This window comes from Janthinobacterium sp. GW823-FHT03B06 (assembly GCF_058796955.1).
In genome coordinates this window covers 788,362-815,121 of record NZ_JBXAJE010000002.1, presented here as the reverse complement: position 1 = coordinate 815,121, position 26,760 = coordinate 788,362, and the positions used below count along the sequence as shown (strand labels likewise).

Genomic DNA, 26,760 nt, shown 5'->3' with positions numbered 1-26,760 from the left:
GTTCTCCTATTTGAGGTCGAAGCCGGCGGCGGACTGGGGCGCGGCCGCTTGCGGCTGCATGGGCGCTGCTGGCGCTGCGGGGGCGGGCGCCGGTGCGCTGCCCTCCATTTTTCCCTGCATGAACATGTCGCCGCGCGTCGGCTGGATGTAGCCGTCGGTGGGCAGCTTGTAGTCGGCCGGCAGCGGCTTGACCAGGTGCGGCGTGATGATGAAGACCAGTTCCGAGCGGTCCGTCTGGAAGTCCGTGCTGCGGAACAGGGCGCCCAGCACGGGCACTTCGCCCAGGCCTGGCAGGGCCTTGATATTGCTGGTCACGTTGTTCTTGATCAGGCCGCCGATGGCGAAGCTCTGGCCGTCGAACAGCTGCACCGTGGTGGTGGCGCGCCGCGTCGTAAACGATGGCAGGATGGCCGTGGCCGAGATGCCGGTGGCGGTGATGCCGATGCCGTCCTTGTTCAGGTCCGACACTTCCGGCGCCACCTTCAGGTTGATGCGCCCCCCATCGAGCACGGTGGGCGTGAATTTCACGGCCACGCCGAACTCCTTCTCTTCCAGGGTGATGGTGGGCACGCCGTTATTGTTGCTCTGGCTGACGGGGATGAAGATTTTGCCGCCGGCCAGGAAGCTGGCCTCCTGGCCGCTGATGGCCATGATGTTCGGTTCGGCCAGCACCTTGATCAGACCATCGCGTTTTTGCGCGTCGAGGTTGAAGAAGTTGTTCTTGCTGGCGCCGCTCAAGCCGCTGGGATTGTTGCTGAGAAGGCTGGACAGCAGCGAATACGACCAGCTGCCGATGGTCTTGTTGATGCCCAGACTGGCGCCCAGCTGGTCGACCAGCACCTTCGACACTTCGGCCACCTTCACTTCCAGCATCACCTGCTGCGGCGCGGCGATCGACAGCAGGTTGATCACGCGCGGTGCGGCCGCATCGGGCGTGGCGGCGGGAGCTGCAGCGGCGGCGCCCGCGCCTGCGGCTGGCGCGGCGCCGGAGCTGGCCGCGCCGCTGCGGGCGCTGCGCTGTACATAGGCGTTGGCCAGCGACAGGGCCTGGTCGGCCTTGACGACGTCGCTGACCATGCCCGACAGGATCAGGGTGTCGCCCGCCACCGTGACGTGGATTTTTTCGTTCGGCAGCAGTTCGGCCATGCGTGCCTGCAGGCTGCTGCTGTCGATGCCGACGGCCAGGTCGATGATGGTGGCGTCATTGCTCTTGTTCCACAGGATCAGGTTGGTGGTGCCGACGGAACGCCCCAGCAGGTACACCTCGTTGGGATTGAGCAGGATGACGTCGGCGATGCGCGGGTCGCCGACGGACATGCGGCTGGCGGCGAACGGCAGGCGCATCAGGGTCGACTTGCCTTCGGCCAGGCTCATTTGCGGCGCCATCTCGGTGCGGCCGGCGCGCGATTCGCTTTGCGGCGGCGTGGCCCTGGGCCGGGCGGCCGCCCGATTGCTCCTGGCGGCTCCCGTGTCGGTGCCGGCGGCGGTGGCGGCAGCGGCGACGGGTTCGCCGCGTGCCTGGGGCGCCAGGGCGCCGATCATGGCGAGGGCAAGCGCCAGGCTCAGTACCCGGCTTCCGCTTGCTGTGCAATATGTGCTCATGGCGTGACTCCTCTGGTGCAGGTTAGAATTGTTGGGAGCTGCGTTCCAGCCCCTTGATGACATCGACGCGTGGACCGGCCTGAGGCGCGGGTGCGGCGGCGGGACGGCGGCGTGGCAGCGGCTTGGCTTGCACCATGGCGGCGGGGGCGGCCATGGCGACCTTTTCATCGAGCAAGCTGGACTTGGTGGCGCCTTCCGTGTTGACGGGCTTGTCCTCGACCTGATTGCGCAGCACCAGCGACAGGGTGCCCACGCTGCGCGCCAGGTCGAGTTTTTCAGCCTGATCCGGCGTCAGCTCCAGGGTCACGGCGTTGACCACCTTGGGCTTGGTGTCGTCGCGGCTCGATTCCTGGGCGATGGCCAGCACGAGGATGCGTTCGAGCACGATCTTGGAAATGTTCGGATCGCGGTCCGGCGTCTTGCGGGCCCCTTCGCCCTGGGTGTTGACGAGGATGTCGACGAAGTTGCCGGGCAGGGCGAAGCCGGCCACGCCCACCACGTCGTTGACGCGCACGGTCATGGCGCGCTTGCCCTCGGCGACGACGGCCGACAGGCCGCCTTGCGTGCCGGGAGGCGCCAGCTTGCCTTCCATGATCGGTTCGCCGTGCTGGATGCTGGTGCGCGTGACGCGCGTTTCCAGCAGTTTCGGATCGTTGATGGCACCGGGCGGCAGCGCGTTCGATGGCCAGTCGACCATGCGCACCATGTCGGGCGTGAGGCGTGCCCCCAGGCTGATGTCGACCTGGGCCACGGCCACCTTGTTGATGTTGCCCGAGGCTTGGGCATTGATCCAGCGCGCGGCCACGATGACCGCGGCGAACGCCAGGATGACCGCAATGGCCATCATCGTCAGAGCGCGTGCGTTTCTCATTTTGCTTCCCCTTTGTGCTGGACCGCTGCCGGTCCGGTGTGTGTGTTTGCGAGGTCGTTATCGCTGCCGAAATAGTTTTGCCATGCCCAGAACAGGACTTCCGGAGACAGTTGCGCCGGGTGGTCTTCATAACGCGCCTGGTCGCAGACCTGCGCGAGGATGTCGCGCGGATAGCAGGCGAGCAAGGGCCGCTTGTAGAGGCTATGCAGGTGCAGCAGGTAGGTGTAGGAGGCTTCGTCGAAATTGATGCCCAGCTGGGCGCAGGTGCTGCGGAACACGGCCAGGTAGTGGTAGGCGCTCAAGGGACCCACATGGATCTTGTAGCCGATGCGGCGCAGGAAGGAATCGTCGGCCAGCTGCTGCGGCGCCAGGTTCGACGAGAACACGACGATGACGTCGAAGGGCACGGGGAATTTGTAGCCCGTGTGCAGCGACAGGTAATCGATGTGGCGCGCCATCGGCACGATCCAGCGGTTCATCAGTTCCACGGGCGAGCAGCGCTGGCGGCCCAGGTCGTCGATGATGAAGATGCCGTTGTTGGCCTTCAGGTGCGGCGGCGCCTGGTACAGGCGGGTGCCCTGGTCGAATTGCAGGTCCAGCATGTCGAGCGTCAGCTCGCCGCCCGTCAGCACGGCGGGGCGTTCGGCGCGCACCCAGCGCGGGTCGGATGGCACGCGGCCTTTGTTTGACAGGGTGTGCAGCATGGGGTCGAGGAAGGGCAGCACTTCGCCGTCGACCATCACGGCATGGGGCAGGGCGATGGCGCCGCTGAGCAAGCCGTTCAGGCGCTCGGCCAGGTAGCTCTTGCCGCTGCCGGCGGGGCCGTGAAAGAACAGGGCGCGTCCGGAATTCATGGCTGCGCCCAGCTGGTCGAGCACGGCCGAACTGGCCACCACGTCGCGAAATTCGCGCTGCACGTCGTCGCGCGTGACATGCATGTCGGCCACGCTTTGCGCCAGCACCTGGTTGCTGTAATCGGCCAGGGTGACGGGGGCGGGACCACTGTAGGCGTTGCGGCGCATGTATTCGGCGGCGCGCAGGCGGCCCTGGTCGCCCAGCAGGTAATACAGGTCGGCGTCGGTGCCGCTGCCGCCGTTGCGGCGCGCTTCGCACAGCTTTTCGGCGCGCATGAAGGTGAGCAGCGGTTCGAGCACGCCGGCGCCCAGTTTCACGTGCGTCGACAGGGCGGGCAGGCCGATCTGGCCGCGCAGGAAGAGTATCTTGACCAGCAGTTCGACCAGGAACAGGAAGGGCAATCCCGTTTCCTCGACCGTGCGTGGCGCGCGCTTGGCCGCCGGTTCGACGCCGCCGCCGTCGCTGCGTTCTGGATAGGTGTCAGGCATGATGGATACTCCTCTTGTTCGGATGGCCGGATATCAGAAGATGAAGGGCAGCAGGCGGTACTTCACCTGGCGCATGTAGACGCGGTAGCGCACGTCGGCGGACAGGAAACGCTCTTCGCGCAGCAGGCGCATCACCATCATGCCCATCGTCGCGACATAGATGACGGTGTTGGCGGGCGAAGTGTTGGCCAGCAGGTAGCCGCTCAGGGAAATCAGGTAGCTGGCATACAGCGGATGGCGTATCACGCGGTAGACACCGCCCGTCTTGATCTCGCGCTGCGCCGCCACCAGGCCGAAGCTGCGGTTCAGCGACAGCAGGCCGGCGATTTGCAGCAGGCTGCCGACGGCCAGCAGGTAGCGCGCGCCGGGCCAGATGGCCATGTCGGCGGGGGACAGAAGGAAGGGCGCGAAGGTGGCGCCGATGGCCAGCAGCCAGTCGCCCGCATCGGTGGAGATGCTGACGGGGGCCGAACGCACGATGAAGAACAGGGCGGCCAGGGTTTCGGCGGCGCAGAACAGCAGATAGCTCCAGTCGCCGCTGTGCAGGAATCCCACCACGTGGGCGCTGGCAAAGAACGTCCACAGGCAAGCCATGGCGATGCTGGTGAACAGGCTGGCGTGGCGCGAGTGGCAGAGGGTGGCGAGGGTGTCCATGGTCGAGTCCTAGGGTGGCTGGTCGTCGGAGCGGCGCGTTTCAGCGCAGGCTCCACAGGTGGGTGTATTGCAGGAAGACCTGCAAGCCGGTGCCGCTGGCGATGGCGAAGGCGTAGGCCAGCTTGCCGGTGGCCGGCGGCGGTTCGGCGATCGTGGCGGCGCCGCCGGCCAGGCTGTGCAGCAGCGCGCCCAGCATCATGTGCCAGGTATTTTTCAGCACCTGGCGCAGGCGCTGGCCGGCCAGCGCGGCGGCCAGGGCCAGCACGCCGCCGCACAGGAAGGTCAGCAGGGCCGCTTCGAGCACGGCGTCGGGACCGAGGAAGGCGCCGCACATGGCCATCAGCTTGACGTCGCCGGCGCCCAGGGCGCGCAGCAGATACATGGGCAGCAGCAGGGCCAGTCCGGCGGCGGCGCCGGCCAGCGCCTGCAGCAGTCCCAGGCCGCCGAAGGAGGCGTCGAACAGGCCGGCGCCCGATGGCACGAAGCCGTTGAGGATCAAGCCCGCCAGCGTGCCCCACAGCACCAGGCGGTTCGGGATGCGGCGCGTGCGCAGGTCGTGCCACAGGGCGCTGGCGAGCAGGGTGGCCAGCACGGCCAGGCACAGCAGCATGGGCAGGTGGGCGTTCATGACGTCAGTCCTTCCTTGCTCATGCAGGGCGCCGTGGCCATGTGCATGGCCGGTGCCGCAGCCTGGCTGCCCAGCAGCCGTCCCACCAGGCGCCACACCAGCGCCGCGCCGGCCGCACCCACATAGCCGTCGAGCGCATAGTGCCAGCCCAGGTGGATGGAGCCGAGCAGGATCAGCACGGCGAAGGCGGACAAGGCGATCCCTGCGGCGCGGCTGACCTTCCAGCCCATGATGGCCATCAGCACGGCGGTGGCCACATGCATGCTGGGCATGGCGGAGATCCCCAGTTCGCCGTTCGCCCCCTTGCTTTGATAGCCTTGCCACAGCATCTCCTGCACCTGCAGGGCCCAGACGGGAACGTGCTGGTTGGCGTCATGCAGGTAGGCCATCAGCGGCGCATACGGATCGCTGGCGTGCAGGTGGCCGTAGTAGCAGGGACCGACCGAGGCAAACAGCACGGCCAGGATGCTGCCCAGGGCGATCCAGGTCAGCGCAAAGCTGAGCAGGAACTGCATGCGCAGCAGCGGGCGGCGCGTGTCGAGGATCAGCCAGTACAGGATGGCGTAGAACAGGAAGAACCAGAAGTGGTAGCTGAAGTTGAGCAAGCCCGTGACGAGCGGGTGGCCCAGCAGCGGCTGCAGCCTTTCCCATGGGGCCATGCCGCCATGCAGCGCCATGTCCCAGGCGGACAGGGTGGCATCCCAGGTGTAGGGATGCAGGCGCGGAATGGCGCCCTTGAAGACGGTGAAGCTGGAGGCGAAGACGGGAATCAGCAGCATGGCCGGCAGCGCGTGCAGCAGGCGCTCGTTGCTAAGGTAGCGGCGCAGATCGTGGTACAGATAGTGGCACAGGCGGTGCGGGCGTTTCATCACCATGACGTGGATGGTGTAGCCGCACAGGATGAAGACGGGACCCGTGAGGATGGCCACGAAGAAGCCGGCCAGCACGTTGAGGATCTCCGATGCGCTGGGCAGGCCGCCGGCCAGCAAGGTCGCGGCGGCGGCGTACAGCAGCACGATCAGCAGCAGGGCGCGGTGGGTGCGCAGCGAGGCGCGCAGGGTGTTCATGACAGGGCCAGGACCACTTGGTCCTTGACGTAGACAAACAGCAGCTTGACCTGGTCGCCCAGCACGGTGATCGTGAGCACCAGCACTGCCGCGATCAGGCCCGCCAGCAACGCGTATTCGATCGCTGTAACGGCGGACTCGTCGGATAAACGGCTGAAGAGAGATTTCACGATGGGCCTCGCTAGGCGGTATCAAGGTGGGCGTGCCGGAAATATGGGGAAGCGTAGTCCGGGCTGGCGCTGGGCCGGCCCGGACGGCACCGCGTCAGGCATTGGCGGTGGTCAGCTTGGTGCCGATGGTGCTGAAGGTTTTTTTCAGCTGCGTGCCGACGATGGTGATGGCGGCGATGATCACCACGGCGATCAGGGCGGCGATCAGGCCATATTCGATTGCGGTGACGCCATCTTCTTCGCGGATAAAGTTTTTGATGAGGTTCATGACAACTCCTGGTGGTGGTTAAGCTACGGCGGTGGGTAAAACGGCATGGCGGTGTTGCTTCCTGTTGCTACGCTCTCATGGGCTTTCGCCCAGTGCGAGCAGTCCGATGATGCACACCACCGCCATGAGGGCCGCCACCAGGGCATAGCGGTAGAACGCAGCCTTTTCCTTGCCCTGCAAATAGGTGATCAGGGCTGTCGGAAGAAACTTGTCAAGGCGCATGCTGTGCTCCGTGTCGTGGTGGGCCGCGCGGTGATTTGCACTCCGGTAAATCCACTATAGAAGTTGGCACCTTGATCTACATCAGAAGAACATCCTTTTATTGCAAGGAGGAATTGCTTGTTTTTTTCGTGACAATTGTCATGGTCGAGTCTGGCGCGCGGGCGCAGGGGCGCAGGCAGCGCCGGTGGCTGGCGAAGGGGGCGGCGGAGGGAGTGCGCGGCCGGGCAGTGGCCGTGCCGGGGGACGGCGGCGTCAGGCGCCGGACGGCAATTGGCCCAGCTGGTGCTTGGTGGCGTAGGCGTACAGTTCCAGGCGGTTGTATACGCCCAGCTTGCGGTAGATCGACGTCAGGTGGTTGCGCAGGGTGTGTTCGGAGATGAACAGCTGGTCCGCCAGCAGCTTGGCCGGCGTGCCGCTGCCGTGCACCAGCGCGGCGATGATCTTTCTTTCCTTGAGGGTCAGGCTGGCGATGGCGATGGCTTGCGCCGAGCCGCCGCCGGGCTGGGTCAGCTGCGTCAGCATGCGTCCCAGCATCGCGTGTTCCAGCCACAGCTCGCCTTGGTACACCTTTTCGATGGCCTTCAGCACCATCTCCGCCGGCGCATCCTTGCTGACGATGCCGCGCGCGCCTTTCAGCACCGTCTGGTCCAGGACGGCCTGGTCGTGGCTGGCCGTCAGCACCAGCACGCGCGTGCTGCCGCACTGCGCCAGCGCGGGCAGGATGGCCAGCGAGCTGATGCCGCCCAGGTCCAGGTCCAGCACGATCACATCCGGTTGCAGCGCCTTCGCCTGCTCCAGCGCCTCGGCGCTGTCGGACGCCGTGGCGACCACGCGCATGCCCGAGTGCTCGCCGCCGATCAGCCGCTCCAGGCCCCACAGCATGGTCTTGTGATCGTCCACCAGCATGACGCTGATGACATGGCTGGCCGGGGGCGTGTAGCGTAAGTCGTTCATATGGGGATCTCGATCTGCACGGAGGTGTTGCCCAGCATGCCATGCGTGACGCGGGCCGTGCCACCCAGGGCGGCTGCCCGTTCGGCCAGCGAGTCGGGCAGAAAATCGGGGACGTGTGCGGCCGCGCATTCGTTGTCGATGCTGATGTGCAGCGCGCCCTGCACGCAGGTCAGCTTGACGGCGCCGTGCCGCGCCGACGTATGCTTGCGGATATTGCTCATGCCTTCGTTGACGATCTGGAACACCTCGGCCGCCAGGCGGTCGTTGATGTGCAGGTCGCCCTCGATTTGCAGGGCGATATCGATGCCATAGAATTCGCGGATCTGCGTGGCCTGGCGGCGCAGCGCGACCAGCAGTTCCGGCTCGCTTTGCACCTGGCCGTTCTTGAACGTGCGCGCGTAGCTGCGCAGGTCGGCGATCACCTGGCCCGACATGATGATCAGTTTTTCCAGTTCGGGCAGCAGCGGGTTGCCGGGCGTGGCTTCGTTGCGCAGGGCCGCCAGGCCGTGGCGCAGGCCGATGTACGGCTGCACGGCCGTGTCATGCAGGTCGCGGGCGATCTTTTCGCGCTCGCGCGAGGCCGCCTGCGACGCCAGGCGGTCGAGCAGGTCGATGTTTTCAATGACGGGAAACGCCTGCGCGCCGATATGACTGAGAAACAGGGCGTCCGTCTTGCTCATGCTGGTGGCGGAGACGATGAAGATGCGGCCCTTGCCATTGCGCAGGGGCAGCGGTGCGCTGATGAAGGCGTGCGCTTCGAGCAGCTCGGCCAGGCGGTCGCCTGCCGCGTCGTCGTGCCGCAGCCAGCGTCCGCTGTCGGGATCGAGCATGCGCGCGCCGCCTGTCCACGGCAGCCAGCGGCCGGCGGGCTGGTTGTACAAGGCGATTTTATCGTGCGGGAAAGCGAGCAGGGGACTGGCCGCGTCATCGCTGAGGAGCGAGCTGGTGTGCACGACGCCCGTTGCCGTTTGCAGCACGCTGCGCAGCGACCAGACCCGCGTGCCCTTGTCCTGCATGATCAGCAGGCAGCTGCGGCCGTTGAAATAACTGCGGGTTTTTTCCAGTACGGAGGTAATGGTCTGGTCGACGCCGAAGCGCGGATTGGACAGCTGGCTGACATCGCGCAGCAGCGCCAGGTGGCTGCGCTGCGTGATGGCCGAACCGCCCCAGTAGGCGATCATGTAGCCGAGCGCCAGCAGGAAGGTGGTACGCAGCAGCAGGCGCGACAGCTCCGCATCCGTTTCGCCGAACAGGGCCGTGGCGGCGAACAGGCCGGCCGAGGCCAGGGTCACGCGCGCGCCTTCCTCGAAGCCCCGCTGGAACGACGAGGTCAGGATGGCAAAGAAAAAAAACAGGAAGAATAAATTGTTGTGGCTGCTGGTGGAAAACACGATCAGCGCATACCAGGCCACGTCGAGCCAGTACAGCAAGATGTCCTGGGGCAGGCTGAAGCCCAGCACGGCCAGCACATAGAGCAGCAGGCTGTGCATGGTGTAGGCGGAAAAGATCAGCCAGGTAATCTTGCTCAGCTTGCCGGCGCTTTCGGGGTCGATGAACAGGGTCAGCAAGGTGGCGCTCGACAGCAGCAGGCGCATGCCGTTGACCATGGTCGTATCCATGCCGGCACCCGGCAAGCCGGATCTGAGGGGAGGATCGAGATTCACAAGCGCTCCTGGCCATGTCCCGCATGGTGAGCCATGCGCAGGGATAGATACCACAGATAAATTCTTGTTATTGTTGCTGCAATCAATGACGAGTCTACGCACACGCCATAAAGATGTCTACTGGAATCCTTTGCCCTGCGTTGCTTTTTTTACAGCGGCTGCACCATCACGCGGTTGCGCCCGGCGCCCTTGGCCAGGTACAGGGCGCGGTCGGCGGCGCCGATCAGGGCGGAGATGGTCGGTTGCTGCTGCGGGTGCTGGGTGGCGATGCCGATGCTGACCGTGATGTGCTTGACCTCATTGCCCGTCTTGGCATGCGGAATGCGCAGTCCGGCCGCGTGCTGGCGGATTACCTCGGCCATGCGCAGCGCCTGCGCCGCGTCCGTGTCGGGCAGGATGGCGGCAAATTCCTCGCCGCCATAGCGCGCCAGCAAGTCTGTGGGGCGCTGCAGCATGGCGGCCAGTTCGGCCGCGACGCGGATCAGGCAATCATCACCTTGCTGGTGGCCGTAATGGTCGTTGTAATCCTTGAAGTGATCGATATCGATCATCAGCAGCGACAGGGGGCTGCCCGTGCGCATGGCGCGCCGCATTTCCTTCTCGATCGCCACGTCGAAGTGGCGGCGGTTGGCGATGCCCGTCAAGCCATCGGCAAAGGTTTGCGAACGCAAGACCATGGTCTGTTCGCGCAGCAGCTTTTCGCGGCCCACGGCGATGGTGACATCATTGATCTGGATCAGGCAGTGGCGCGGCGAATCGGGCAAATTGATCGGCGTGACGGCGATCGCCTGCTGCATGCGCTCCCGGCCTTCGGCCGCGCCATGCGTGTACAGGGGAAACGGCGCCTTGTGCAGGGTTTGCGACAGCAGCGACTGGAAATTGTCGCGCAGGGCCTGGGTGATGGCCGAATCGATGCGCTTGTGGCGCAGTTCCGGATAGACGGTGAAGAAATCCTGGCCCAGCACGGCGTCGGCCTGGCATGCCGAGTGGCGCGCCATCCAGTGGTTCCACAGCACGATGCGGTGCTGCTCGTCGAGCACGATGGCGCCCAGGTTGACGGCGCCGAGTATGCTCTCGAGCAGGGCGAGTCGGTGTAAGGCATCCGGCATGATCGTCACGCCTGTCCCAGGACCTTGGCCAGATAGTGGCTGACCTGCTGCTTCAGGTCGTGCAGGGCGGACAGGTCGAGCACGAATGCCACATAACCGTGGATCTGGTGTTTGGACAGCACGAAGTCGATATGCAGCATCAGTACGACGGCCTCGTCATCGTGGCCGCCGAACGAAGACAGGATTTCCGCGCTGGTGCCCACGTGGTACAGGGGCAGCGAGCCATGCAGTTCGCTGTCGAACAGGTTGGCCAAAGTCCCTACGCAGGAGTTGAGGATGATGTTGCCGATTTCGCTCATCGCTTCCTGTTCCATCTCCGTCAGTTCCTGCAGCGGCATGGCGTCGCCCACCATCAGGCGCACGATTTCCAGGCTTTTATCTTCAGGAAACATCAGGATGGCTTCGGTGGCGAAGGCGCCATCGTAATGCTGGCTGACGCCGCAGATGCGTTCGCCATCCTTCTTGCTGCCCAGCAGGGCAGCCGCATCGGCACGGTTCAGGAAAGTGATCGACGGCACCGACATGGTGACTTCTTCATTGACGATCTCGCTCATCGCGGCGGCCGCATGGCCCACCCCGATGTTGAATATCTCCACGAGGGCATCGTTTTCCAGTTCGGAGAGATTGACCATGCTCACAGTCCCAGTGACTCGATCAGCTGGTGGATGCGGGTTTCCGTGATCGGTTTTTCCATGAAGCCGACACGAAGTTCGATGGCGCGGTTGCGGATGGCGTTTTGCACGTTCGCCGTGACGAGAACGATGTGCGTTTGCGGGCACAGCGCGCGCAATTGTTCCGCCGCCGCCACACCGCCCATGCCGGGCATGTTGACATCCAGTAATATCAGCACAGGGCTGACAGTCTTGACTTTTTCCAGGGCTTCCTCACCCGTCGCCGCCTCAATCACTTGCCAGTCGGCATGTTTGCTGAGGATGAACTGATGCGACATCAGACGTGAAACCCGGCTGTCATCGACAACAAGTACCTGCTTACTGTGATTCATGTGCTATTCCTGAAACGTCATATCGGTCAATCGTTCCATTTTCGCATATTTTAGAGGGCATAGAGAGTAATTGGCTGGGCAATTGCCTTGGGGCAAGTCTTTTCCACTTGCCTGTTGTATCCCGTCGCCAGGTCCGTCATCATGGCCGGCTGGCCGGGCCGGCAATCCGTTAAAATAGCGGCATTCCTCACTTTAGCCTTTTTTTGCCATGACCCAAGACGAATTGAAGCAAGCCGTAGCCCGCGCCGCCATTAACTATGTGGTGGACGGTGAAATCATCGGTGTCGGCACCGGTTCCACCGCCAACTTTTTCATCGATGAACTGGCCAAGATCAAGGACCGCATCAAGGGGGCGGTCGCGTCGTCCGAAGCGACGGCCGCGCGCCTGGCCGGTCATGGCATTCCCGTCTTCGACCTGAACGACGTCGAGTCGATCGCCGTCTACATCGACGGCGCCGATGAAATCACGGCCAGCGGCGCCATGATCAAGGGCGGCGGCGCGGCATTGACGCGCGAAAAGATTGTCGCGTCCGTCGCGAAACAGTTCGTCTGCATCGCCGACGGCTCCAAGCTCGTCGAGACCCTCGGTGCCTTCCCGCTGCCGGTGGAAGTGGTGCCGATGGCGCGCGCCGCCGTCTCGCGCCAGCTGGCCGCACTGGGCGGCACGCCCCGCCTGCGCCTGAAGCCTGGCAGCACGGAAGCCTTCATCACCGACAACGGCGGCGAGATCATCGACGTGCTGGGCTTGCAGATCGCCGACCCGGTGGCGCTGGAACGGCAGATCAACCAGATCGTCGGCGTCATCGCCGTCGGCCTGTTCGCCGTGCGCGGCGCGAATGTCTGTCTGCTGGGCATGCCGGAAGGCGTGCGTACCTTGGCGTACTGATACGCAGCAGAAATCCGGGGTCAGTCACTACGTGATCGGAATGCGCCCCACTGGGGCGTATTCCCCCGCCGGGTCTGACCCCAGCCTTCCGTTTGCACCGCCCGGTACACGGCCACGGTGCGCAGCAAGCCGCCGAGGAAGATGCCGCTGAAGCAGCCATAGGCGAGGCAGACGGGCACGATGAAGCCGGTCGCATGGGCGTAGGCCGGCGCGATGGCCAGGGTCACGGCCACCGCATATTTCATGCAGAAAATGCTCATCATCAGCATCAACGGCACCCAGCTGCCGGGGCGCTGCACGCTGGTCCGTTCGGGTATGGCGACGATCTTGCGCGCATCGCTCAGTGTCCATGCCAGCGCCGCGCCGGCCAGGGCGCCGGCGGCCCAGGCGAACGGCGCCACGCCGGCCAGGCCGAAACTGCCCTGCACGCCGCTCAGCGACAGGGCCAGCATGACCAGGGGAATGATGCACAGCTTGCGCAAGGTCACTTCGCGTGCGCGGCTGGCCAGCACGCCCCGGTAGACGAGCAAGCCCAGGATGGCCCAGACGTAGAGGGGAGTGTGGCTGAAGATGTGCTGCAACATGGTGTCCGCCTTTGGAGTGAGGTTGTCGATGGACGTACTGTGCCAGCGGGCGGCATGGGCGGCGAGCGGTGTGCGACGAAACGGGGAGGCGGTGCCGTGAAACAGCGGAGGAGGGCGTGAAACGCAGGTGAAACTGCCCGTGACGCGGCGGCCACGGGCAAGCGATAAAACTTATTCCGTTGGCGGCACGTAGCCCATGGCGGCATCGGCGCCATCGCCGAAGAAATGCTTTTCCATCTGCGTGGCCAGGTATTTGCGGGCGCGCGCGTCGGCCAGGTTCAAACGGTTTTCATTGACCAGCATGGTCTGGTGCTTGAGCCAGGCGGCCCATGCTTCCTTCGACACGGATTCGTAAATCTTCTTGCCCAGTTCGCCCGGGTACGGCGGGAAATCCAGTCCTTCGGCTTCCTTGTTGAGTTTGATGCAGTGGATCGTGCGGGCCATCTGTGCTCCTGAATCAGTGTAGAGATAAAGCGTGATTATAAGGCACTTTGCGCCTGCCCTCGCGGGGTCGTCGCGGCCTGGCGACACGCCGTTTGCCGCGCCCTTGCGCTGGATCAAATTTGATCTGCGCCGCCCTAGCTAGTAAGATGCCTTATCGCGCCAGCCGCTGGCTGCGCCTCTTCCAAGCAAGTAGTAACAATTAACCAATATGGAATCCCTATGACCTCAGTGAAAGTCCATGGCATCGATGTCAGCAATACCGGCAGCTTCGCGCTGTTTGGCGGCATCAACGTGCTCGAATCGCGTGATCTTGCCATGCGCGCCTGCGAAGAATATGTGCGCGTCACGCAAAAACTGGGCATTCCCTATGTGTTCAAGGCCAGCTTCGACAAGGCCAACCGTTCCTCGATCCATTCCTACCGGGGACCAGGCCTGGAAGAAGGCATGCGCATCTTCCAGGACGTCAAGGCGGCGTTCGGCGTACCCGTGATTACCGACGTGCATGAGCCATGGCAGGCGCAGCAGGTGGCCGAAGTGGTCGACGTGCTGCAACTGCCCGCCTTCCTGGCGCGTCAGACGGACCTCGTCGTGGCGCTGGCGAAAACGGGTAAAGTGATCAACATCAAGAAGCCGCAATTTTTGAGCCCAGGCCAGATGGCCAATATCGTCGAGAAATTCAAGGAAGCGGGCAACGACCAATTGATCCTGTGCGACCGCGGCACTTGCCTCGGTTACGACAATCTGGTGGTCGACATGCTGGGCTTTGGCGTCATGAAAAAGACCTGCGACGACCTGCCCATCATCTTCGACGTCACGCACGCCCTGCAGCAGCGCGATCCCGGCGGCGCCGCTTCGGGCGGCCGCCGCCAGCAGGTGGCCGACCTGGCCCGCGCCGGCCTGGCCGTCGGCATCGCCGGCCTGTTCCTGGAAGCCCATCCGGACCCGGACAATGCCCGCTGCGACGGCCCCAGCGCCTTGCCGCTGGACCAGCTGGAGCCGTTCCTGGCGCAGTTGAAGGCGCTCGACGATCTGGTCAAGTCGTTTGCGCCGCTGAATATCAAGTAACTAGTCACTAGCAGCTGTTTTTCGCGCGTTCTGTGAGCAAAAACACCACCGGTTCCGGTGGTGTTTTTTTTTGCCTGCAGCGGCTGCGGGTGCTGTTGTCTGGCATGCGTGTTGTGTTAACGCCCGATGGGGAGAATTTGTCGAAATTGCTTACTTGCAGCATTTTATAATGCCATTAATTGCTTTTGCCGAAAAGTCCTGGCAAGCCCCGATGTCATCACGTCAGATCGGAACATCACATGAATCGAATTCATCGCACGGTATGGAACCGCCGCCGCAACGCGGTCATGGTCGTGGCAGAACATGCCGGCAGCGGGGGCAAGCGCTCCGGCACCACAGGGACGCTGCTGGCCAGCGTGCTGACCGGCGTGATGCTGGGCGGCGGGGCGCAGGCGGCGGACCTTGCCGCCACGGCCTTGCCCAGCGGCGCCGTGGTGACGGCGGGACAGGCGCACGTCGGCCAGCAGGGCGCGGCCATGACCGTAACCCAGGCCAGCGGCAAGGCGGCCATCGAGTGGAACAGTTTTTCGATCGGCAAGGATGCCAGGGTCAATTTCGTGCAGCCGAATGCCGCCGCCGTGACCTTGAACCGGGTCCGGGGCAATGAAGGCTCGGTCATCGACGGCGCGCTGCATGCGAATGGCCAGGTGTTCATTTTGAATCCGAATGGCGTGCTGTTCGGCAAGGGCGCCAGAGTCGATACGGCGGGCCTGGTAGCGAGCACGCTCAATCTCGGCGATGCCGATTTTCTGGCAGGCAAGACCAGTTTCACCGGCAAGGGCGGCGCCGTCCGCAATCTGGGCAGTCTGAACGCCAGGGATGGCGGCTACATCGCGTTATTGGGCGCGCAAGTGCGCAATGACGGCGTGATCAGCGCCAGGCTGGGGACGGTGGCGCTGGCGGCCGGCAACAAGGTCAGCCTGACTTTCGACGGCGGCGCGCTGGTGGGCGTGGCCGTCGATGAGGCGGCGCTGGCCGCGCTGGTCGCCAATGGCAACGCCGTGCACGCCGATGGCGGCCTGGTGGTGCTGACGGCGAAAGGCGCCGACGGTCTGTTGAGTACCGTCGTCAACAACACGGGCGAAGTGCGCGCGCGCACCATCAACGAGCGCGGCGGGCGGATTTTCCTGCTGGGCGAAGGCGGCGCCGTGGAAGTGGCCGGCAAGCTCGATGCCAGCGCGCCGCAGGGCGGCAATGGCGGCTTCATCGAAACCTCGGGGCCGGTGCTGCGCGTGGCTGACGGCACGCGCGTCGACAGCAGCGCCGTTGCGGGCCGCAGCGGCTCCTGGCTGATCGATCCCACCGATTTCACGATCGGCAGCGGCAGCGCCGCGCAAGGCGCGAGCGGCATCGGCGTCGATACCCTGCAAGCGGCGCTGGCTGCCGGCAATGTCACGATTCGGACCCAGGCGGCCGGCAGCGAAGCGGGCGATATCCACGTCAACGCGCCGCTGGCCTGGAACGCCAACCAGCTGACCCTGGAAGCGCACGGCGACATCAATGTCAACGCCGTCATGAGCGCCACCGGCAGTTCGACCTTGAACCTGAAAACAGGCTACAACTTCAATCCCGGCAGCCCGACGTTTAACACGAGCAAGAATGTGCTGGTGGGTATCGATGACGCCGGCGTCTTCAAGGGCCGCATCGATGTCGACCGCGCCGGTACGGGGTTGCTGACGATTAATAACATCGGCTATACCCTGATCAATGCATTGGGCAGCGCCGGCAGCACCAGCAGTCTCGATTTGCAGGGCATCAACGGCGGCGCCGGCGGCCACTATGCACTGGCCGGCAATATCGACGCCAGCGCCACCAGCGGCTGGAACGGCGGCGCCGGCTTCGCTCCCGTATCCCTCTCCGGCGTGTTCGACGGCCTGGGTCATACCGTCAGCGGCTTGCGCATCACCCAGCCGTCCGGCACGTATGTTGGCCTGTTTGGCAGCAACAACGGGCGGGTGCGCAACGTGGCGATGTCGAATGCGGTGGTCAGCGCCAATCAGGGCGTGGGGGCGTTGATCGGATTGAACATGGGCAGCGTTTACAACAGCTACGCCGCGGGCAGCGTGACGGGGCCGGGCGGTTACGTGGGCGGCCTGATCGGTGCGATCTTCGATGGCACGCTCACCCGCCTGCATTTCGACGGCACGGTCAATTCGCAGGGCAATAACATCGGCGGACTGACCGGTTACCTGGCGTACCAGATCACCCTGGCCAACAGCTATGCCAACGCCACGGTGACGAATACGGCCGGCACCTGGACTGGCGGCCTGGTCGGGCAAAACGATTACGGCTACATCGTCGACAGCCATGCCGGCGGCAGCGTCATTGGCAAGGGCGACACGGGCGGTCTGGTCGGCAATAACAACAGCGGCAGAGTCACCGGCAGCTACGCCACCGCCACCGTGACCGGCACCACGAATACAGGCGGCCTGGTCGGCAACAACAATAACGGCAAGGTCAGCGGCAGCTACGCCAGCGGCGCCGTTACCGGCACGAGCACGGTGGGCGGCTTGATCGGCCGAAGTAGCGCCGCCGGTGGCACCGCCACGCCGGACAATGAAGTCAATACCAGTTATACGAGCGGTACCGTCAATGCCAGCGGCGACAATGTCGGCGGCCTGATTGGCTTAAATTATGGCAACAACGTCGTCAATACCTATTCCCGCAGCGCCGTCAGTACCAGCGGCAATTATGTGGGCGGTTTGATCGGCAACAACCTGGGCACCGTCGACAAGAGCTACTCGACCGGCCTCGTGAGCAGCCCGGGCGCGGGCGTGGGCGGCTTGATGGGTGTCAGCATTGGCGGCGTCAGCAACAGTTTCTGGGATACACAGACCAGCGGGCAGAACAGTAGTGGCGACGGCACGGGCAAGACCACGGCGCAAATGAAAGATAGCAACTTGTTTACCACCAACAGCTGGGATTTCACCTTCCACAGCGGAGTATGGGGACGCAAGGCAACGCTCAATGACGGCTATCCCGTCTTGCGCACGTTTGGCTACGTCGATCCGATCACCATCACGCTGAACAATCCAGCCTTGACGAAAACCTATGGCGGGGCCAATCCGGTCCTGACAGGCGGCTGGACGGTGAGCGGCTGCGACAACAACCTGGCATGCGTGAGCGGCGTCGACTGGAGTGCGGCCTTGCTGCCCACCACCTCCGTCGGCACGCTCAATTACGGCGCCAGCCTGTTCACGCCGACCCTGGGCGCCGGCTATGGCAAGTTGAGCGATTATGACATCACCTACAGCACGGGTACCCTGTCGATCACGCCGGCCGTGCTGACCATTGCCGGCATCGGCGCCGCCAACAAGACGTATGACCGCACGAACGCGGCCAGCATCAACGCCGGCACCCTGGTGGGCCTTGTGAATGGCGAAAACCTGTCGCTGTCGGCCAGCGGCACCTTCGACAGCGCCAACGCCGGCGCCCGCACGGTGGCGGCCAGCTTGCTGGTGGGCGACGGCAGCGGCGCCAACGCGGGCCTGGCCAGCAATTACATCCTGTCCACGCCGACCGTCAATTTGGCGGCGACCATCCGTGCGCTGGAAGTGCATCTCGCCAGCCTGGGCGGCAAGGAATACGACGCGACCGACAAGCTCAACGCCAGCTTGCTGCAGATCACGAATGTGCTCGGTGGCGACACCGTCAACCTGAGCGGCACAGCTACCCTGGCGTCGCGCAACGCCGGTACGCAGGCGCTGGCAGGCTATGCGGACCTTGTGCTGGACAACAGCAACTACACGTTCGCGCCAGCCAGCCTGGGCGCCAGCGTGCTGGTGACGCCGCGCGCGGTCAGCGTGAATGCGGCTGGCGGCGCCACGCGTCGCTACGATGGCAGCGTGAATGCGGCCGCCGGCCTGCTGAACCTGGCTGGCGTGCTGGCGGGCGATAGCGCCAGCCTGAGCGGCAATGCGCTACTGGCAGGCAAGAATGTCGGTACGCAATCCATCAGCGGCCTGGGTACCTTGAGCCTGGACAATGCCAATTACACCTTGAGCGGCGTGCTGCCTGCCGGCAGCGTGGCCATCACGGCCTTGCCCGTCAATGTGGCGGCAGTCTCTGGCGCGAGCCGGGCGTTTGACGACACTGCGGATGCGGCCGCCAATTTGCTGGCCTTGAACGGCGTGCTGGCCGGCGACAGCGCTGTGCTGGGCGGCAAGGCGACGCTGTCTTCCAAGGAGGCGGGCAAGCAATCCATCGTCGGCTTGTCGGGCTTGACTGTGTCCAACAGCAATTACACGCTGGCCGGCGCGAATGCCAGCGGCACCGTGGAGATCCTCCCGCTGGAAGCGGAAACGCCGGAAGCGCCAAAGGCGAGCCTGGCCAGCACCATAGGCGAGGTCTCCCGGACCAGCGTTCCCAGCAAGCGCGAGGTCTTGCGCGATGCCGGCCTGTCGTTGCAAAGCGACTTGATCCCGTTCGTTTCCGTGCCACCCACCGTGAATAGCAGTGCCGTGCCACTGGGCGCCGCCTTTGGCGCGAATGCGCCGCTGAGCGTGCTGTACAGTCCCGGCGCGAACGAGATGAGCGAAAGTCTTACCCTGGCGCAAACCCAGCGCTTGCTGCAGCCAGCCGGCGCCCAGGGCAATGGCGGATCGCAGCCATTGCGCTTGCCCGTCAGCCGCAATTCCCTGATGGAGATCGTCAATGGCGGCGTCAAGCTGCCCGATGGCGTGGACCAGTTGCTGTTTGTCGTGAAGGCCCAATAAATGAGCATGCTTATCCGTACCTCCATCGTCCCCACCGCCCGCCGGGCGGCATGCAAACGCACGGCCATGTCGCTGGCGCTGGGCCTGGCCTTGGGCGCGACCGCCATGGCGCAGGCCCAGCAGGTACCGACCATCGGCGACGTTGTGCGCCAGAGCCAGCCGGTGCCGCCGCCGGTGACGCCGCCGCCGTCCCTGCCTGCGCTGGGCGGCGTGCCGGCCGCGCCACCGCTGCAGGCCTTGACCGGCGATGCCGCCAGCAAGGTCAGGGTGACGCAGTTCGTGCTGGAGGGCAACCACGCCATTGACAGCGCCACCCTGCTGGCGCTGCTGCAGCCGGAGCTGGGCCGGACGCTGACCCTGGCCCAGCTCGAAGAGATGGCCACCCGTATCACGCGCCATTACCGTGCCGCCGGCTACTTTGTGGCGCGCGCCTATATCCCGGCGCAGGAATTGACTGATGGCAAGTTGATCATTCGCGTGGTGGAAGGTCAATATGGAAAATTTATCCTCAGCAATACTTCACGCGTGCACGATAGCGTGGTGCAAGGCTTGCTGGACCAGGCCAGGCGGCACGATGTCGTGTCCCTCGATACCCTGGAGCGGGCGATGTTGATCATCAATGACACGCCTGGCGTCAAGGTGGTGCAGGCCGACGTGATGCCGGGCGAGCAGGTCGGCACCTCGGATTTTGCCATCCGTACCGAGGCCACGCCCGCCTGGGGCGGCTACGTGTTGCTGGATAACTATGGCTCTACGTACACGGGCAAGCAGCGCCTGCGTTTCAATGCCGACTGGAATTCGCCCAGCGGCCGCGGCGACCGCCTGTCGGCCAGCGGCATGGCCACGCGCAACAGTGGCTTGCTGAACGGCCGTCTTGGCTATTCGATGTTGCTGGGCACGGACGGCGCCCGCGTCGAAGGGGCGCTCAGCCGCACTACCTATGAACTCAGCGACGTGTATGCCGCGCTTGACGCCTCTGGCAACGCCAATGGCGTGGACTTGCTCCTGAGTAAGCCGCTCAAGCGTACCCGCGAGCACACGGTGGAAGCGGGCCTGGGCGTGGCGTACAAGGATTTAAAGGATGAAATCGGTGCCACGCGCACCTCGGTGGGCAAGCAGTTGAGCAGCATCAGCGCCAGCATCGCGGACCGGCGTATGCATGCCTTGCTGGGCTGGGATGGCTTGACCCAGAGCAGCGCCAGCCTGACGGTGGGGCGCTTGCACTTCAAGGAAGCGGCTGCCGAAGCGCTCGATGCGGCCGGCGCCGATACGCAGGGCGGCTATGCCAGGCTGAATCTGGCGGCGTCGCGCGTCAGCGTGCTGCCGTCGCAATTCCTGCTGACCACCAGCGTCAAGGCGCAGGCGTCGCTGAACAATAAAAGCCTCGATGGCGTCGAGCGCATGAGCATTTCCGGCGACGGTGGCGTAGCCGCGTATCCGATCGGCGAACTCAGTGGCGACCATGCGGCGCTGCTGCGCGCCGAACTGGCCCGGCCGCTGGCGGGCGGCGGCACGGCGCAGCTGAGCGGCAGCATCTTTAGCGACTATGGCTGGGCCAGGTCTGTCGCGGCGCCGGCCGGCGTCGCCGCCTCGCGCAAGCTGGGCGATATCGGCCTGGGCCTGAGCGCCATGGCTGGCGGCATTCTGCTTAACCTGCAACTGGTGCACCGCACGGTAGGCGGGGTGCCGAGCAGCGAATCTGCATCGCGCACGCGCCTGCTGTTCCAGGCAGGTTGGGTAAGGTAAGCCATCGGCTGCCCTTGTCTGCAATGCAAAAAGCCTGGCAATGCCAGGCTTTTTGCGTGTTCAGTGACGCCGATTACAGGGTCTTGATCAACACCTGCGACTTGCGCTGCCAGTTATACATATGCTGGCGGTCCTTCGGCAAATCGTCGACGGTGGCCGGCACGAAGCCCCGCTTCTTGAACCAGTGCGAGGTGCGCGTGGTCAGCACGAACAGTTTGTTCAGGCCGGCGGCGCGCGCGCGGTTTTCCATGTGTTTCAGGATGCGCTCGCCGTCGCCCTGGGCTTGCACTTCCGGGTTGACCGTCAAGCAGGCCATTTCCGCCATCTTTTGCGCGGGGAACGGGTACAGGGCGGCGCAGCCGAAGATCACGCCATCATGCTCGATGACGGAGAAATAATCGATTTCGCGTTCGATCAGCTCGCGGCCCCGCTTCACCAAAGTGCCGTCCGCTTCCAGCGGTTCGATCAGCTTGATGATGCCGCCCACGTCCTCGATGGTGGCCTGGCGCAGGCTTTCCAGATTTTCATGGCTGATCATCGTGCCCACGCCATCATGGGTAAACAATTCCAGCAGGGCCGAACCGTCCATCGAGAAGGGCACGATGTGCGAGCGCTCGACGCCGTTGTGGCAAGCCTTGACGCAATGCTTCAGGTAGAACGCCGTGGCGTCGGGCAGGAAGCCGGCCATCAGCACGGCTTCGGCCTGGTGCGACGACAGTTCGCGGATTTCCACGCCCGTGGCGTCTTCCATCATCGGCGTTTCGGTAATAAAGATCAGTTTGTCCGCGTGCAGGGCGATGGCGGCGCTGCACGCCACGTCTTCCATGGTCAGGTTGAACGCTTCGCCCGTTGGCGAGAAGCCCAGGGGCGAGAGCAGCACCAGGCCGTCCGAACCAAGGATGGAATGGATGGTTTCGGCGTCGACCTTGCGCGTGATGCCCGTCAGTTCCAGGTCCACGCCATCGATCACGCCCAGCGGGCGCGCCGTGATGAAGTTGCCGGAAATGATACGGATGGCAGCATGCGACATGGGCGTGTTCGGCAAGCCCTGGCTGAACGCGGCCTCGATATCGAGGCGCAGCTCGCCGGCCGCTTCCTTTGCGCATTCCAGCGCGGCGATGTCGGTGATGCGCACGCCGTTGTGGAAGCGGCCTTCGACGTTACGCAAGGCCAGTTGTTCCGCCACCTGCGGCCGCGAGCCGTAGACGACGGTGACATTGATGTCCAGCGCATGCAGCAGGGACAAATCATGGGCCAGCACCTGCAGCGCCCCGGCGCTGACGAGTTCACCGGGGAAGGCGACCACGAAGGTCTTGCCGCGAAAGGCGTGGATGTAGGGCGCGACGGAGCGCAGCCATTGGACGAATTGGGTAGGGTTTTCCATTAAGCGCATTATAATTCGCTGCGCGATGTGCGCGCTTAAAATACCTGTAAAAAACAATGTCTTCAGCCAGCAATAAGTCTTCCCCTCCTTCCACCGTTGCAAATGTGCCCGCCAGCGGGGGTGTTGCCACGCCTGCCGCCACGCCTGCGCAAGGCCGCCAGCGCCCGCCCGTGAGCCAGCAAAGGCAGCAGCCGCCACGCGCGGAACAGCAGAAAGAGCAACAGCGACAGCAACAGCAGCAGCGCGCGCCGCGTCCGCCGCGCGAGGGGCAGGCGCCGCGCGATGACCAGGCCAGCCGCGAGAGCCGTGACGCGGCCCGCGCCGCGCGCGAGGCGGAAAAGGCCTTCCGCAACCCGCTGCCACCGATTACGTATCCGGAAGACTTGCCCGTCTCGGGCCGGCGCGAAGAAATCGCCAAGGCCCTGATGGAAAACCAGGTCATCATCGTTTCGGGCGAGACGGGTTCCGGCAAGACGACGCAGTTGCCGAAGATTTGCCTGGAACTGGGACGCGGACAGAAGGGCATGATCGGCCACACGCAGCCGCGCCGGATCGCCGCCTCGTCGACGGCCAAGCGCATCGCGCAGGAACTAGGCACGCCCTTGGGCGAAACCGTGGGTTTCAAGGTGCGCTTTAACGACACCCTGAGCCGTGGCGCGTCCGTCAAGCTGATGACGGACGGCATTCTGCTGGCCGAGACGCAGACCGACCCGTTGTTGAAAAACTACGACACCATCATCATCGATGAAGCGCACGAACGCAGCCTGAACATTGACTTCCTGCTTGGTTATTTAAAGCAGCTGCTGCCGCGCCGGCCCGACCTGAAGATCATCATCACCTCGGCCACCATCGATGCGGAACGCTTCTCGCGCCATTTCGGCACGCCGGAAAAACCGGCACCCGTGATCGAAGTGTCGGGCCGGTTGTACCAGGTGGAAGTGCGCTACCGTCCCGTGGAACGCGAGCAGGTGGCCATGCCGGGTGCCGCGAGCGCCGACAAGCCCGGCCAGCGCACCGCCGCCGCGCGCGAAAAGCGCGACTTGATGGATGCCGTCGTCGATGGCGTGGAAGAGCTGTGCCGCATCGGCTCGGGCGACGTGCTGGTGTTCCTGCCCGGCGAGCGCGAAATCCGCGACTGCGCCGAAGCGCTGCGCAAGCACCATCCGCCGCATGTGGAGATTTTGCCGCTGTTCGCCCGCCTGTCGGCCGAGGAGCAGGAACGCGTCTTCAAGACCAGCAATGCGCGCCGCATCGTGCTGGCCACCAACGTGGCGGAAACCTCGCTGACGGTGCCCGGCATCCGCTACGTGGTCGACGCGGGCCTGGCGCGCGTGAAACGCTACAGCTACCGCAACAAGGTCGAACAGCTGCAGGTCGAACCGATCGCCCAGTCGGCCGCCAACCAGCGCGCCGGCCGTTGCGGCCGCGTGGCCGACGGCGTGTGCATCCGTTTGTACGAAGAGCAGGATTATCTGCTGCGGCCGAAATTCACGGAGCCGGAAATCCTGCGCTCCTCGCTGGCCGCCGTCATCCTGCGCATGAAGTCGCTGCACCTGACGGACGTGGAAACCTTCCCCTTCATCGAGCCGCCGCTGGCGCGCGCCATCGCCGACGGTTACCAGCTGCTGCAGGAACTCGGTGCTGTCGATGAAGTCAATAAACTGACGGCGCTGGGCAACAAGCTGGCCAAGCTGCCGCTGGACCCGCGCGTGGGACGCATGATTTTGGCCGCGCTCGATAACGCGTGTTTGACGGAAGTGCTGATCGTCGCTTCGGCCCTGTCCGTGCAAGACCCGCGCGACCGCCCGATGGAACACCAGCAGGCGGCCGACGAAGCGCACAAGAAATTCGCCGATGAAAAGTCGGAGTTCCTCAGCTACCTGAAGATCTGGCGCTGGTTCGAGTCCGCCATCGAGCACAAGAAAACCAACCGCCAGCTGCAGGACAATTGCCGCACGAATTTCCTGTCGCAGATGCGCTTGCGCGAATGGCGCGACGTGCACTCGCAGCTGCTGACCATCGTCAAGGAGCAGGGCTGGCGCCTGAACGAAGCGCCCGCCACCTACGACAATCTGCACATGGCCTTGCTGACCGGTTTGCTGGGCAATATCGGTTTCAAGGGCGAGGACGAGCCGGGTGCCGGGTATCTGGGCGCGCGCGGCATCAAGTTCCACATCTGGCCCGGTTCTTCGCTGCTGAAAAAGCCGGGCAAGTGGATCATGGCCGCCGAACTGGTCGACACGACGCGGCTGTACGCGCGCTGCGTGGCGCAGATCCAGCCCGAGTGGCTGGAAAAAGTGGGCGAGCACCTGCTGAAGAAATCGTGGGGCGAGCCGCGCTGGGAAAAACGTTCGGCGCAAGTGACGGCATCGGAACGGGCGACCTTGTACGGGCTGGTGGTGTACAGCCAGCGCCGCATCAACTACGGCAATTTCAACTTGCCGGAAGCGCGAGAGATATTCATCCGCGACGCGCTCGTCGGGGGCGACTTCGACACGCGCGCGCCATTCTTTGCGCACAACCACAAGCTGATCAAGGACATCGAAAACCTCGAGCATAAATCGCGCCGGCTGGACGTGCTGGTCGACGATGAGCTGATCGCCGCTTTCTACGACAAGCTGCTGCCGGCGGACGTGTGCAATGGCGCCGGTTTCGAGAAGTGGCACAAGGAAGCCACGCGCGAGAACCCGAAGCTGCTGTACCTGAACCGCGAAGAGCTGATGCGCCACGAAGCGGCCGGCGTGACGACGGACCTGTTCCCGAAAACCATGTCCGTGACGGGCCTGGAAATGGGACTCACGTACCACTTCGAGCCGGGCAGCGTGCGCGATGGCGTGACCTTGAGCGTGCCGCTATATGCCTTGAACCAGTTGCCGCGCGAGCGCTGCGAATGGCTGGTGCCGGGCATGCTGAAGGAAAAAGTGCATCTGCTGCTCAAATCCCTGCCGCAAAAGCTGCGCCGCCACTGCGTGCCGCTGCCCGATTACGCGGCGAAATTCTGCGAGCGCGTGCATGAGGCGGGCGTGTTTGGCCGCGGTGATTTGATCGATGCCATCATCCTCGATATCCGCACGCAGATCACGATCAATGTGCTGACGACGGACTTCAAGCCGGAAACCCTGCCTGCCCATCACTTCATGAATTTCAAGGTGATCGACGAGCATGGCCGCCAGCTGGACATGGGCCGCAACCTGGCCACCCTGCAGGCGGAATTCGGCGGCCAGGCGCGCCAGAGTTTCCAGAAGCTGGCCGAAGTGTCGGGCGTCTCCGGCACGGGCACGCCCGGTGCCAAGGTGGCCGGCGCGCAAGTGGCGTCGCGGCTGCAGGCACAGGGCGCTACAGTCGCAGCAGGCAAGGGCGCATCCGCCGCCGCGCCGGCGCCTCCGAACGCCACCGTCTCGCAGCACATGGGTTTGACGGCCTGGACCTTCGGCGAATTGCCGGAGCTGCTGGAAATCGTGCAGGGCAAGCTGACCTTGATCGGTTTCCCTGCCCTCGTCGACAAGGGCACGCATTGCGACCTGGAAGTGTTTGACGACCCGACCGTGGCCGCGCGTACGCACAAGGTCGGTTTGCGCCGTTTATTTGCGCTGCAAATGAAGGAGCAGATCAAGTACGTCGAGAAAAGCATCCCCGGCTTGCAGCAGATGGGCATGCAATTCATGGCCCTGGGTTCGCAGGAAGAGTTGCGCGAGCAAATCATCAACAAGGCGCTCGACATTGCTTGCTTGCAAGATCCGCTGCCGCTGGACGCCGCCTCGTTTGCCAAGCGACAGGCGGAAGGCAAGTCGCGCCTGGTCTTGCTGGTCAATGAAATCGCCCGTTTGCTGTCGCAAGTGCTGACGGAATTCCACGGCTTGCCGAAGCGGCTGCAAAATATTCCCGCAGCGGCGGCCACCGATATCCAGGCGCAGCTGCAGGGACTCGTGCATAAACGTTTCCTGACGGAAAACGAATACACGCAGCTCGCGCATTTCCCCCGCTACTTAAAAGCGATCAATGTACGCCTGGAAAAACTGCGCGCCGACCCCGCGCGCGACACCAAGTTGATGGCCGAATGGCAATCGGCCGCCTCGCCGTATCTGCGCCAGACCAAGGACCGCCAGGCCGGCAAGAACACCGATCCGAAACTGGTCGAGTTCCGCTGGATGCTGGAAGAGCTGCGCGTGTCGCTGTTTGCGCAGGAATTGCGCACGCCGATGCCCGTGTCTGCCAAGCGTTTGCAGAAGGTGTGGGAATCGATGCAGCGGTAGGTCGGATTAGCGCGTCCGCAGGGCGCGCGTAATCTGACGTCATCGTTGGCCTGGGCGATGGGGTGGTGGATGGTGCGCTGCTGTTAACGGTGTCGCTGGTGGTGTCGGATTACGCGGCTGCGCCGCTA

The 26,760-nt window shown here is 64.2% G+C and carries 22 protein-coding genes; 5 read left to right on the top strand and 17 right to left on the bottom strand.

The genetic code is table 11. From position 1 onward, the window contains the following. Positions 1-6 precede the first annotated feature (6 nt). The 14 genes from AC1RBA_RS09650 to AC1RBA_RS09585 form a co-directional block, all read right to left on the bottom strand. Positions 7-1,602 (bottom strand): type II and III secretion system protein family protein, encoded by a 1,596-nt coding sequence (locus tag AC1RBA_RS09650; protein ID WP_492417897.1) that lies wholly within the window; start codon positions 1,600-1,602, stop codon positions 7-9. A 22-nt stretch (positions 1,603-1,624) separates the two neighbouring features. Beyond that, positions 1,625-2,473 carry a Flp pilus assembly protein CpaB gene (gene cpaB, locus AC1RBA_RS09645; RefSeq protein ID WP_070313226.1) on the bottom strand — a complete coding sequence of 283 codons (849 nt, stop codon included), beginning with the start codon at positions 2,471-2,473 and terminating at the stop codon, positions 1,625-1,627. Beyond that, on the bottom strand, positions 2,470-3,816 hold the full coding sequence (locus AC1RBA_RS09640; RefSeq protein WP_492417895.1) for a DUF8689 domain-containing protein: 1,347 nt from the start codon (positions 3,814-3,816) through the stop codon (positions 2,470-2,472). Before AC1RBA_RS09640 ends, cpaB begins: the two co-directional genes overlap by 4 nt. A 33-nt stretch (positions 3,817-3,849) precedes the next feature. Then, positions 3,850-4,470 carry a methyltransferase family protein gene (locus tag AC1RBA_RS09635; protein ID WP_492417893.1) on the bottom strand — a complete coding sequence of 207 codons (621 nt, stop codon included), beginning with the start codon at positions 4,468-4,470 and terminating at the stop codon, positions 3,850-3,852. 40 nt (positions 4,471-4,510) lie between these two features. Beyond that, the gene (locus AC1RBA_RS09630; protein WP_217494210.1) at positions 4,511-5,098 is read right to left on the bottom strand and encodes an A24 family peptidase; all 588 of its coding nucleotides are present in this window, start codon (positions 5,096-5,098) and stop codon (positions 4,511-4,513) included. Next, complete coding sequence (locus AC1RBA_RS09625) at positions 5,095-6,165, bottom strand: phosphatase PAP2 family protein (protein ID WP_121670234.1); 1,071 nt, start codon at positions 6,163-6,165, stop codon at positions 5,095-5,097. The genes AC1RBA_RS09630 and AC1RBA_RS09625 overlap by 4 nt, the downstream gene beginning before the upstream one ends. Further along, entirely contained in the window at positions 6,162-6,335 is a 174-nt protein-coding gene (locus tag AC1RBA_RS09620) for a Flp family type IVb pilin (protein WP_071650227.1), read from the bottom strand. The genes AC1RBA_RS09625 and AC1RBA_RS09620 overlap by 4 nt, the downstream gene beginning before the upstream one ends. 94 nt (positions 6,336-6,429) lie before the next feature. Further along, the gene (locus AC1RBA_RS09615) at positions 6,430-6,603 is read right to left on the bottom strand and encodes a Flp family type IVb pilin (RefSeq protein WP_070222439.1); all 174 of its coding nucleotides are present in this window, start codon (positions 6,601-6,603) and stop codon (positions 6,430-6,432) included. A 75-nt stretch (positions 6,604-6,678) separates the two neighbouring features. Then, complete coding sequence (locus AC1RBA_RS09610) at positions 6,679-6,825, bottom strand: hypothetical protein (protein WP_157814672.1); 147 nt, start codon at positions 6,823-6,825, stop codon at positions 6,679-6,681. Between the two features lie 252 nt (positions 6,826-7,077). Next, on the bottom strand, positions 7,078-7,779 hold the full coding sequence (locus AC1RBA_RS09605) for a response regulator (protein WP_492417890.1): 702 nt from the start codon (positions 7,777-7,779) through the stop codon (positions 7,078-7,080). After that, positions 7,776-9,443 (bottom strand): sensor histidine kinase, encoded by a 1,668-nt coding sequence (locus tag AC1RBA_RS09600; protein WP_492417889.1) that lies wholly within the window; start codon positions 9,441-9,443, stop codon positions 7,776-7,778. Before AC1RBA_RS09600 ends, AC1RBA_RS09605 begins: the two co-directional genes overlap by 4 nt. A gap of 149 nt (positions 9,444-9,592) precedes the next feature. After that, positions 9,593-10,552, bottom strand: a complete 960-nt coding sequence (locus AC1RBA_RS09595; RefSeq protein ID WP_070222467.1) for a GGDEF domain-containing protein — start codon at positions 10,550-10,552, stop codon at positions 9,593-9,595. Between the two features lie 5 nt (positions 10,553-10,557). Then, entirely contained in the window at positions 10,558-11,184 is a 627-nt protein-coding gene (locus tag AC1RBA_RS09590) for a chemotaxis protein CheC (protein ID WP_070222465.1), read from the bottom strand. A gap of 2 nt (positions 11,185-11,186) precedes the next feature. After that, positions 11,187-11,555, bottom strand: coding sequence for a response regulator (locus tag AC1RBA_RS09585; protein WP_070222443.1), 369 nt, complete (start codon positions 11,553-11,555; stop codon positions 11,187-11,189). A 208-nt stretch (positions 11,556-11,763) separates the two neighbouring features. Here AC1RBA_RS09585 and rpiA point away from each other — a divergent pair, with 208 nt between their 5' ends. After that, positions 11,764-12,441, top strand: coding sequence for a ribose-5-phosphate isomerase RpiA (gene rpiA / locus AC1RBA_RS09580; RefSeq protein WP_492417886.1), 678 nt, complete (start codon positions 11,764-11,766; stop codon positions 12,439-12,441). A gap of 20 nt (positions 12,442-12,461) precedes the next feature. Here rpiA and AC1RBA_RS09575 read toward each other — a convergent pair whose 3' ends face one another. Both AC1RBA_RS09575 and AC1RBA_RS09570 read right to left on the bottom strand, forming a co-directional pair. Further along, the gene (locus AC1RBA_RS09575; RefSeq protein WP_492417884.1) at positions 12,462-13,025 is read right to left on the bottom strand and encodes a DUF6622 family protein; all 564 of its coding nucleotides are present in this window, start codon (positions 13,023-13,025) and stop codon (positions 12,462-12,464) included. A gap of 171 nt (positions 13,026-13,196) precedes the next feature. After that, complete coding sequence (locus AC1RBA_RS09570) at positions 13,197-13,469, bottom strand: oxidative damage protection protein (protein WP_034750797.1); 273 nt, start codon at positions 13,467-13,469, stop codon at positions 13,197-13,199. 219 nt (positions 13,470-13,688) lie between these two features. Here AC1RBA_RS09570 and kdsA point away from each other — a divergent pair, with 219 nt between their 5' ends. The 3 genes from kdsA (at position 13,689) to AC1RBA_RS09555 (ending at position 20,995) form a co-directional block, all read left to right on the top strand. After that, positions 13,689-14,534 (top strand): 3-deoxy-8-phosphooctulonate synthase, encoded by an 846-nt coding sequence (kdsA, locus tag AC1RBA_RS09565; protein WP_034750794.1) that lies wholly within the window; start codon positions 13,689-13,691, stop codon positions 14,532-14,534. 239 nt (positions 14,535-14,773) lie between these two features. Further along, positions 14,774-19,249, top strand: a complete 4,476-nt coding sequence (locus AC1RBA_RS09560) for a two-partner secretion domain-containing protein (protein ID WP_492417882.1) — start codon at positions 14,774-14,776, stop codon at positions 19,247-19,249. Continuing rightward, complete coding sequence (locus AC1RBA_RS09555; RefSeq protein WP_492417880.1) at positions 19,250-20,995, top strand: ShlB/FhaC/HecB family hemolysin secretion/activation protein; 1,746 nt, start codon at positions 19,250-19,252, stop codon at positions 20,993-20,995. 73 nt (positions 20,996-21,068) lie between these two features. On the opposite strand, the gene argA is transcribed toward AC1RBA_RS09555, so the two are convergent. Next, positions 21,069-22,379: an amino-acid N-acetyltransferase gene (gene argA, locus AC1RBA_RS09550; protein WP_046685875.1), complete on the bottom strand. Its 1,311-nt coding sequence runs from the start codon at positions 22,377-22,379 to the stop codon at positions 21,069-21,071. A gap of 56 nt (positions 22,380-22,435) precedes the next feature. Between argA and hrpA the strand changes: the two genes are divergently transcribed. Next, positions 22,436-26,632: an ATP-dependent RNA helicase HrpA gene (gene hrpA / locus AC1RBA_RS09545; protein WP_492417878.1), complete on the top strand. Its 4,197-nt coding sequence runs from the start codon at positions 22,436-22,438 to the stop codon at positions 26,630-26,632. Positions 26,633-26,760 lie beyond the last annotated feature (128 nt).

Bases quoted from the DNA above. Each gene is read 5' to 3' on its own strand.
- AC1RBA_RS09560 (WP_492417882.1), top strand. From the start codon at position 14,774: ATGAATCGAATTCATCGCACGGTATGGAACCGCCGCCGCAACGCGGTC.
- AC1RBA_RS09630 (WP_217494210.1), bottom strand. From the start codon at position 5,098: ATGAACGCCCACCTGCCCATGCTGCTGTGCCTGGCCGTGCTGGCCACC.
- AC1RBA_RS09575 (WP_492417884.1), bottom strand. From the start codon at position 13,025: ATGTTGCAGCACATCTTCAGCCACACTCCCCTCTACGTCTGGGCCATC.
- kdsA (WP_034750794.1), top strand. From the start codon at position 13,689: ATGACCTCAGTGAAAGTCCATGGCATCGATGTCAGCAATACCGGCAGC.
- hrpA (WP_492417878.1), top strand. From the start codon at position 22,436: ATGTCTTCAGCCAGCAATAAGTCTTCCCCTCCTTCCACCGTTGCAAAT.
- AC1RBA_RS09650 (WP_492417897.1), bottom strand. From the start codon at position 1,602: ATGAGCACATATTGCACAGCAAGCGGAAGCCGGGTACTGAGCCTGGCG.
- AC1RBA_RS09585 (WP_070222443.1), bottom strand. From the start codon at position 11,555: ATGAATCACAGTAAGCAGGTACTTGTTGTCGATGACAGCCGGGTTTCA.
- AC1RBA_RS09615 (WP_070222439.1), bottom strand. From the start codon at position 6,603: ATGAACCTCATCAAAAACTTTATCCGCGAAGAAGATGGCGTCACCGCA.
- AC1RBA_RS09605 (WP_492417890.1), bottom strand. From the start codon at position 7,779: ATGAACGACTTACGCTACACGCCCCCGGCCAGCCATGTCATCAGCGTC.
- AC1RBA_RS09595 (WP_070222467.1), bottom strand. From the start codon at position 10,552: ATGCCGGATGCCTTACACCGACTCGCCCTGCTCGAGAGCATACTCGGC.
- AC1RBA_RS09610 (WP_157814672.1), bottom strand. From the start codon at position 6,825: ATGCGCCTTGACAAGTTTCTTCCGACAGCCCTGATCACCTATTTGCAG.
- argA (WP_046685875.1), bottom strand. From the start codon at position 22,379: ATGGAAAACCCTACCCAATTCGTCCAATGGCTGCGCTCCGTCGCGCCC.
- AC1RBA_RS09570 (WP_034750797.1), bottom strand. From the start codon at position 13,469: ATGGCCCGCACGATCCACTGCATCAAACTCAACAAGGAAGCCGAAGGA.
- cpaB (WP_070313226.1), bottom strand. From the start codon at position 2,473: ATGAGAAACGCACGCGCTCTGACGATGATGGCCATTGCGGTCATCCTG.
- AC1RBA_RS09635 (WP_492417893.1), bottom strand. From the start codon at position 4,470: ATGGACACCCTCGCCACCCTCTGCCACTCGCGCCACGCCAGCCTGTTC.
- AC1RBA_RS09555 (WP_492417880.1), top strand. From the start codon at position 19,250: ATGAGCATGCTTATCCGTACCTCCATCGTCCCCACCGCCCGCCGGGCG.
- AC1RBA_RS09640 (WP_492417895.1), bottom strand. From the start codon at position 3,816: ATGCCTGACACCTATCCAGAACGCAGCGACGGCGGCGGCGTCGAACCG.
- AC1RBA_RS09625 (WP_121670234.1), bottom strand. From the start codon at position 6,165: ATGAACACCCTGCGCGCCTCGCTGCGCACCCACCGCGCCCTGCTGCTG.
- rpiA (WP_492417886.1), top strand. From the start codon at position 11,764: ATGACCCAAGACGAATTGAAGCAAGCCGTAGCCCGCGCCGCCATTAAC.
- AC1RBA_RS09590 (WP_070222465.1), bottom strand. From the start codon at position 11,184: ATGGTCAATCTCTCCGAACTGGAAAACGATGCCCTCGTGGAGATATTC.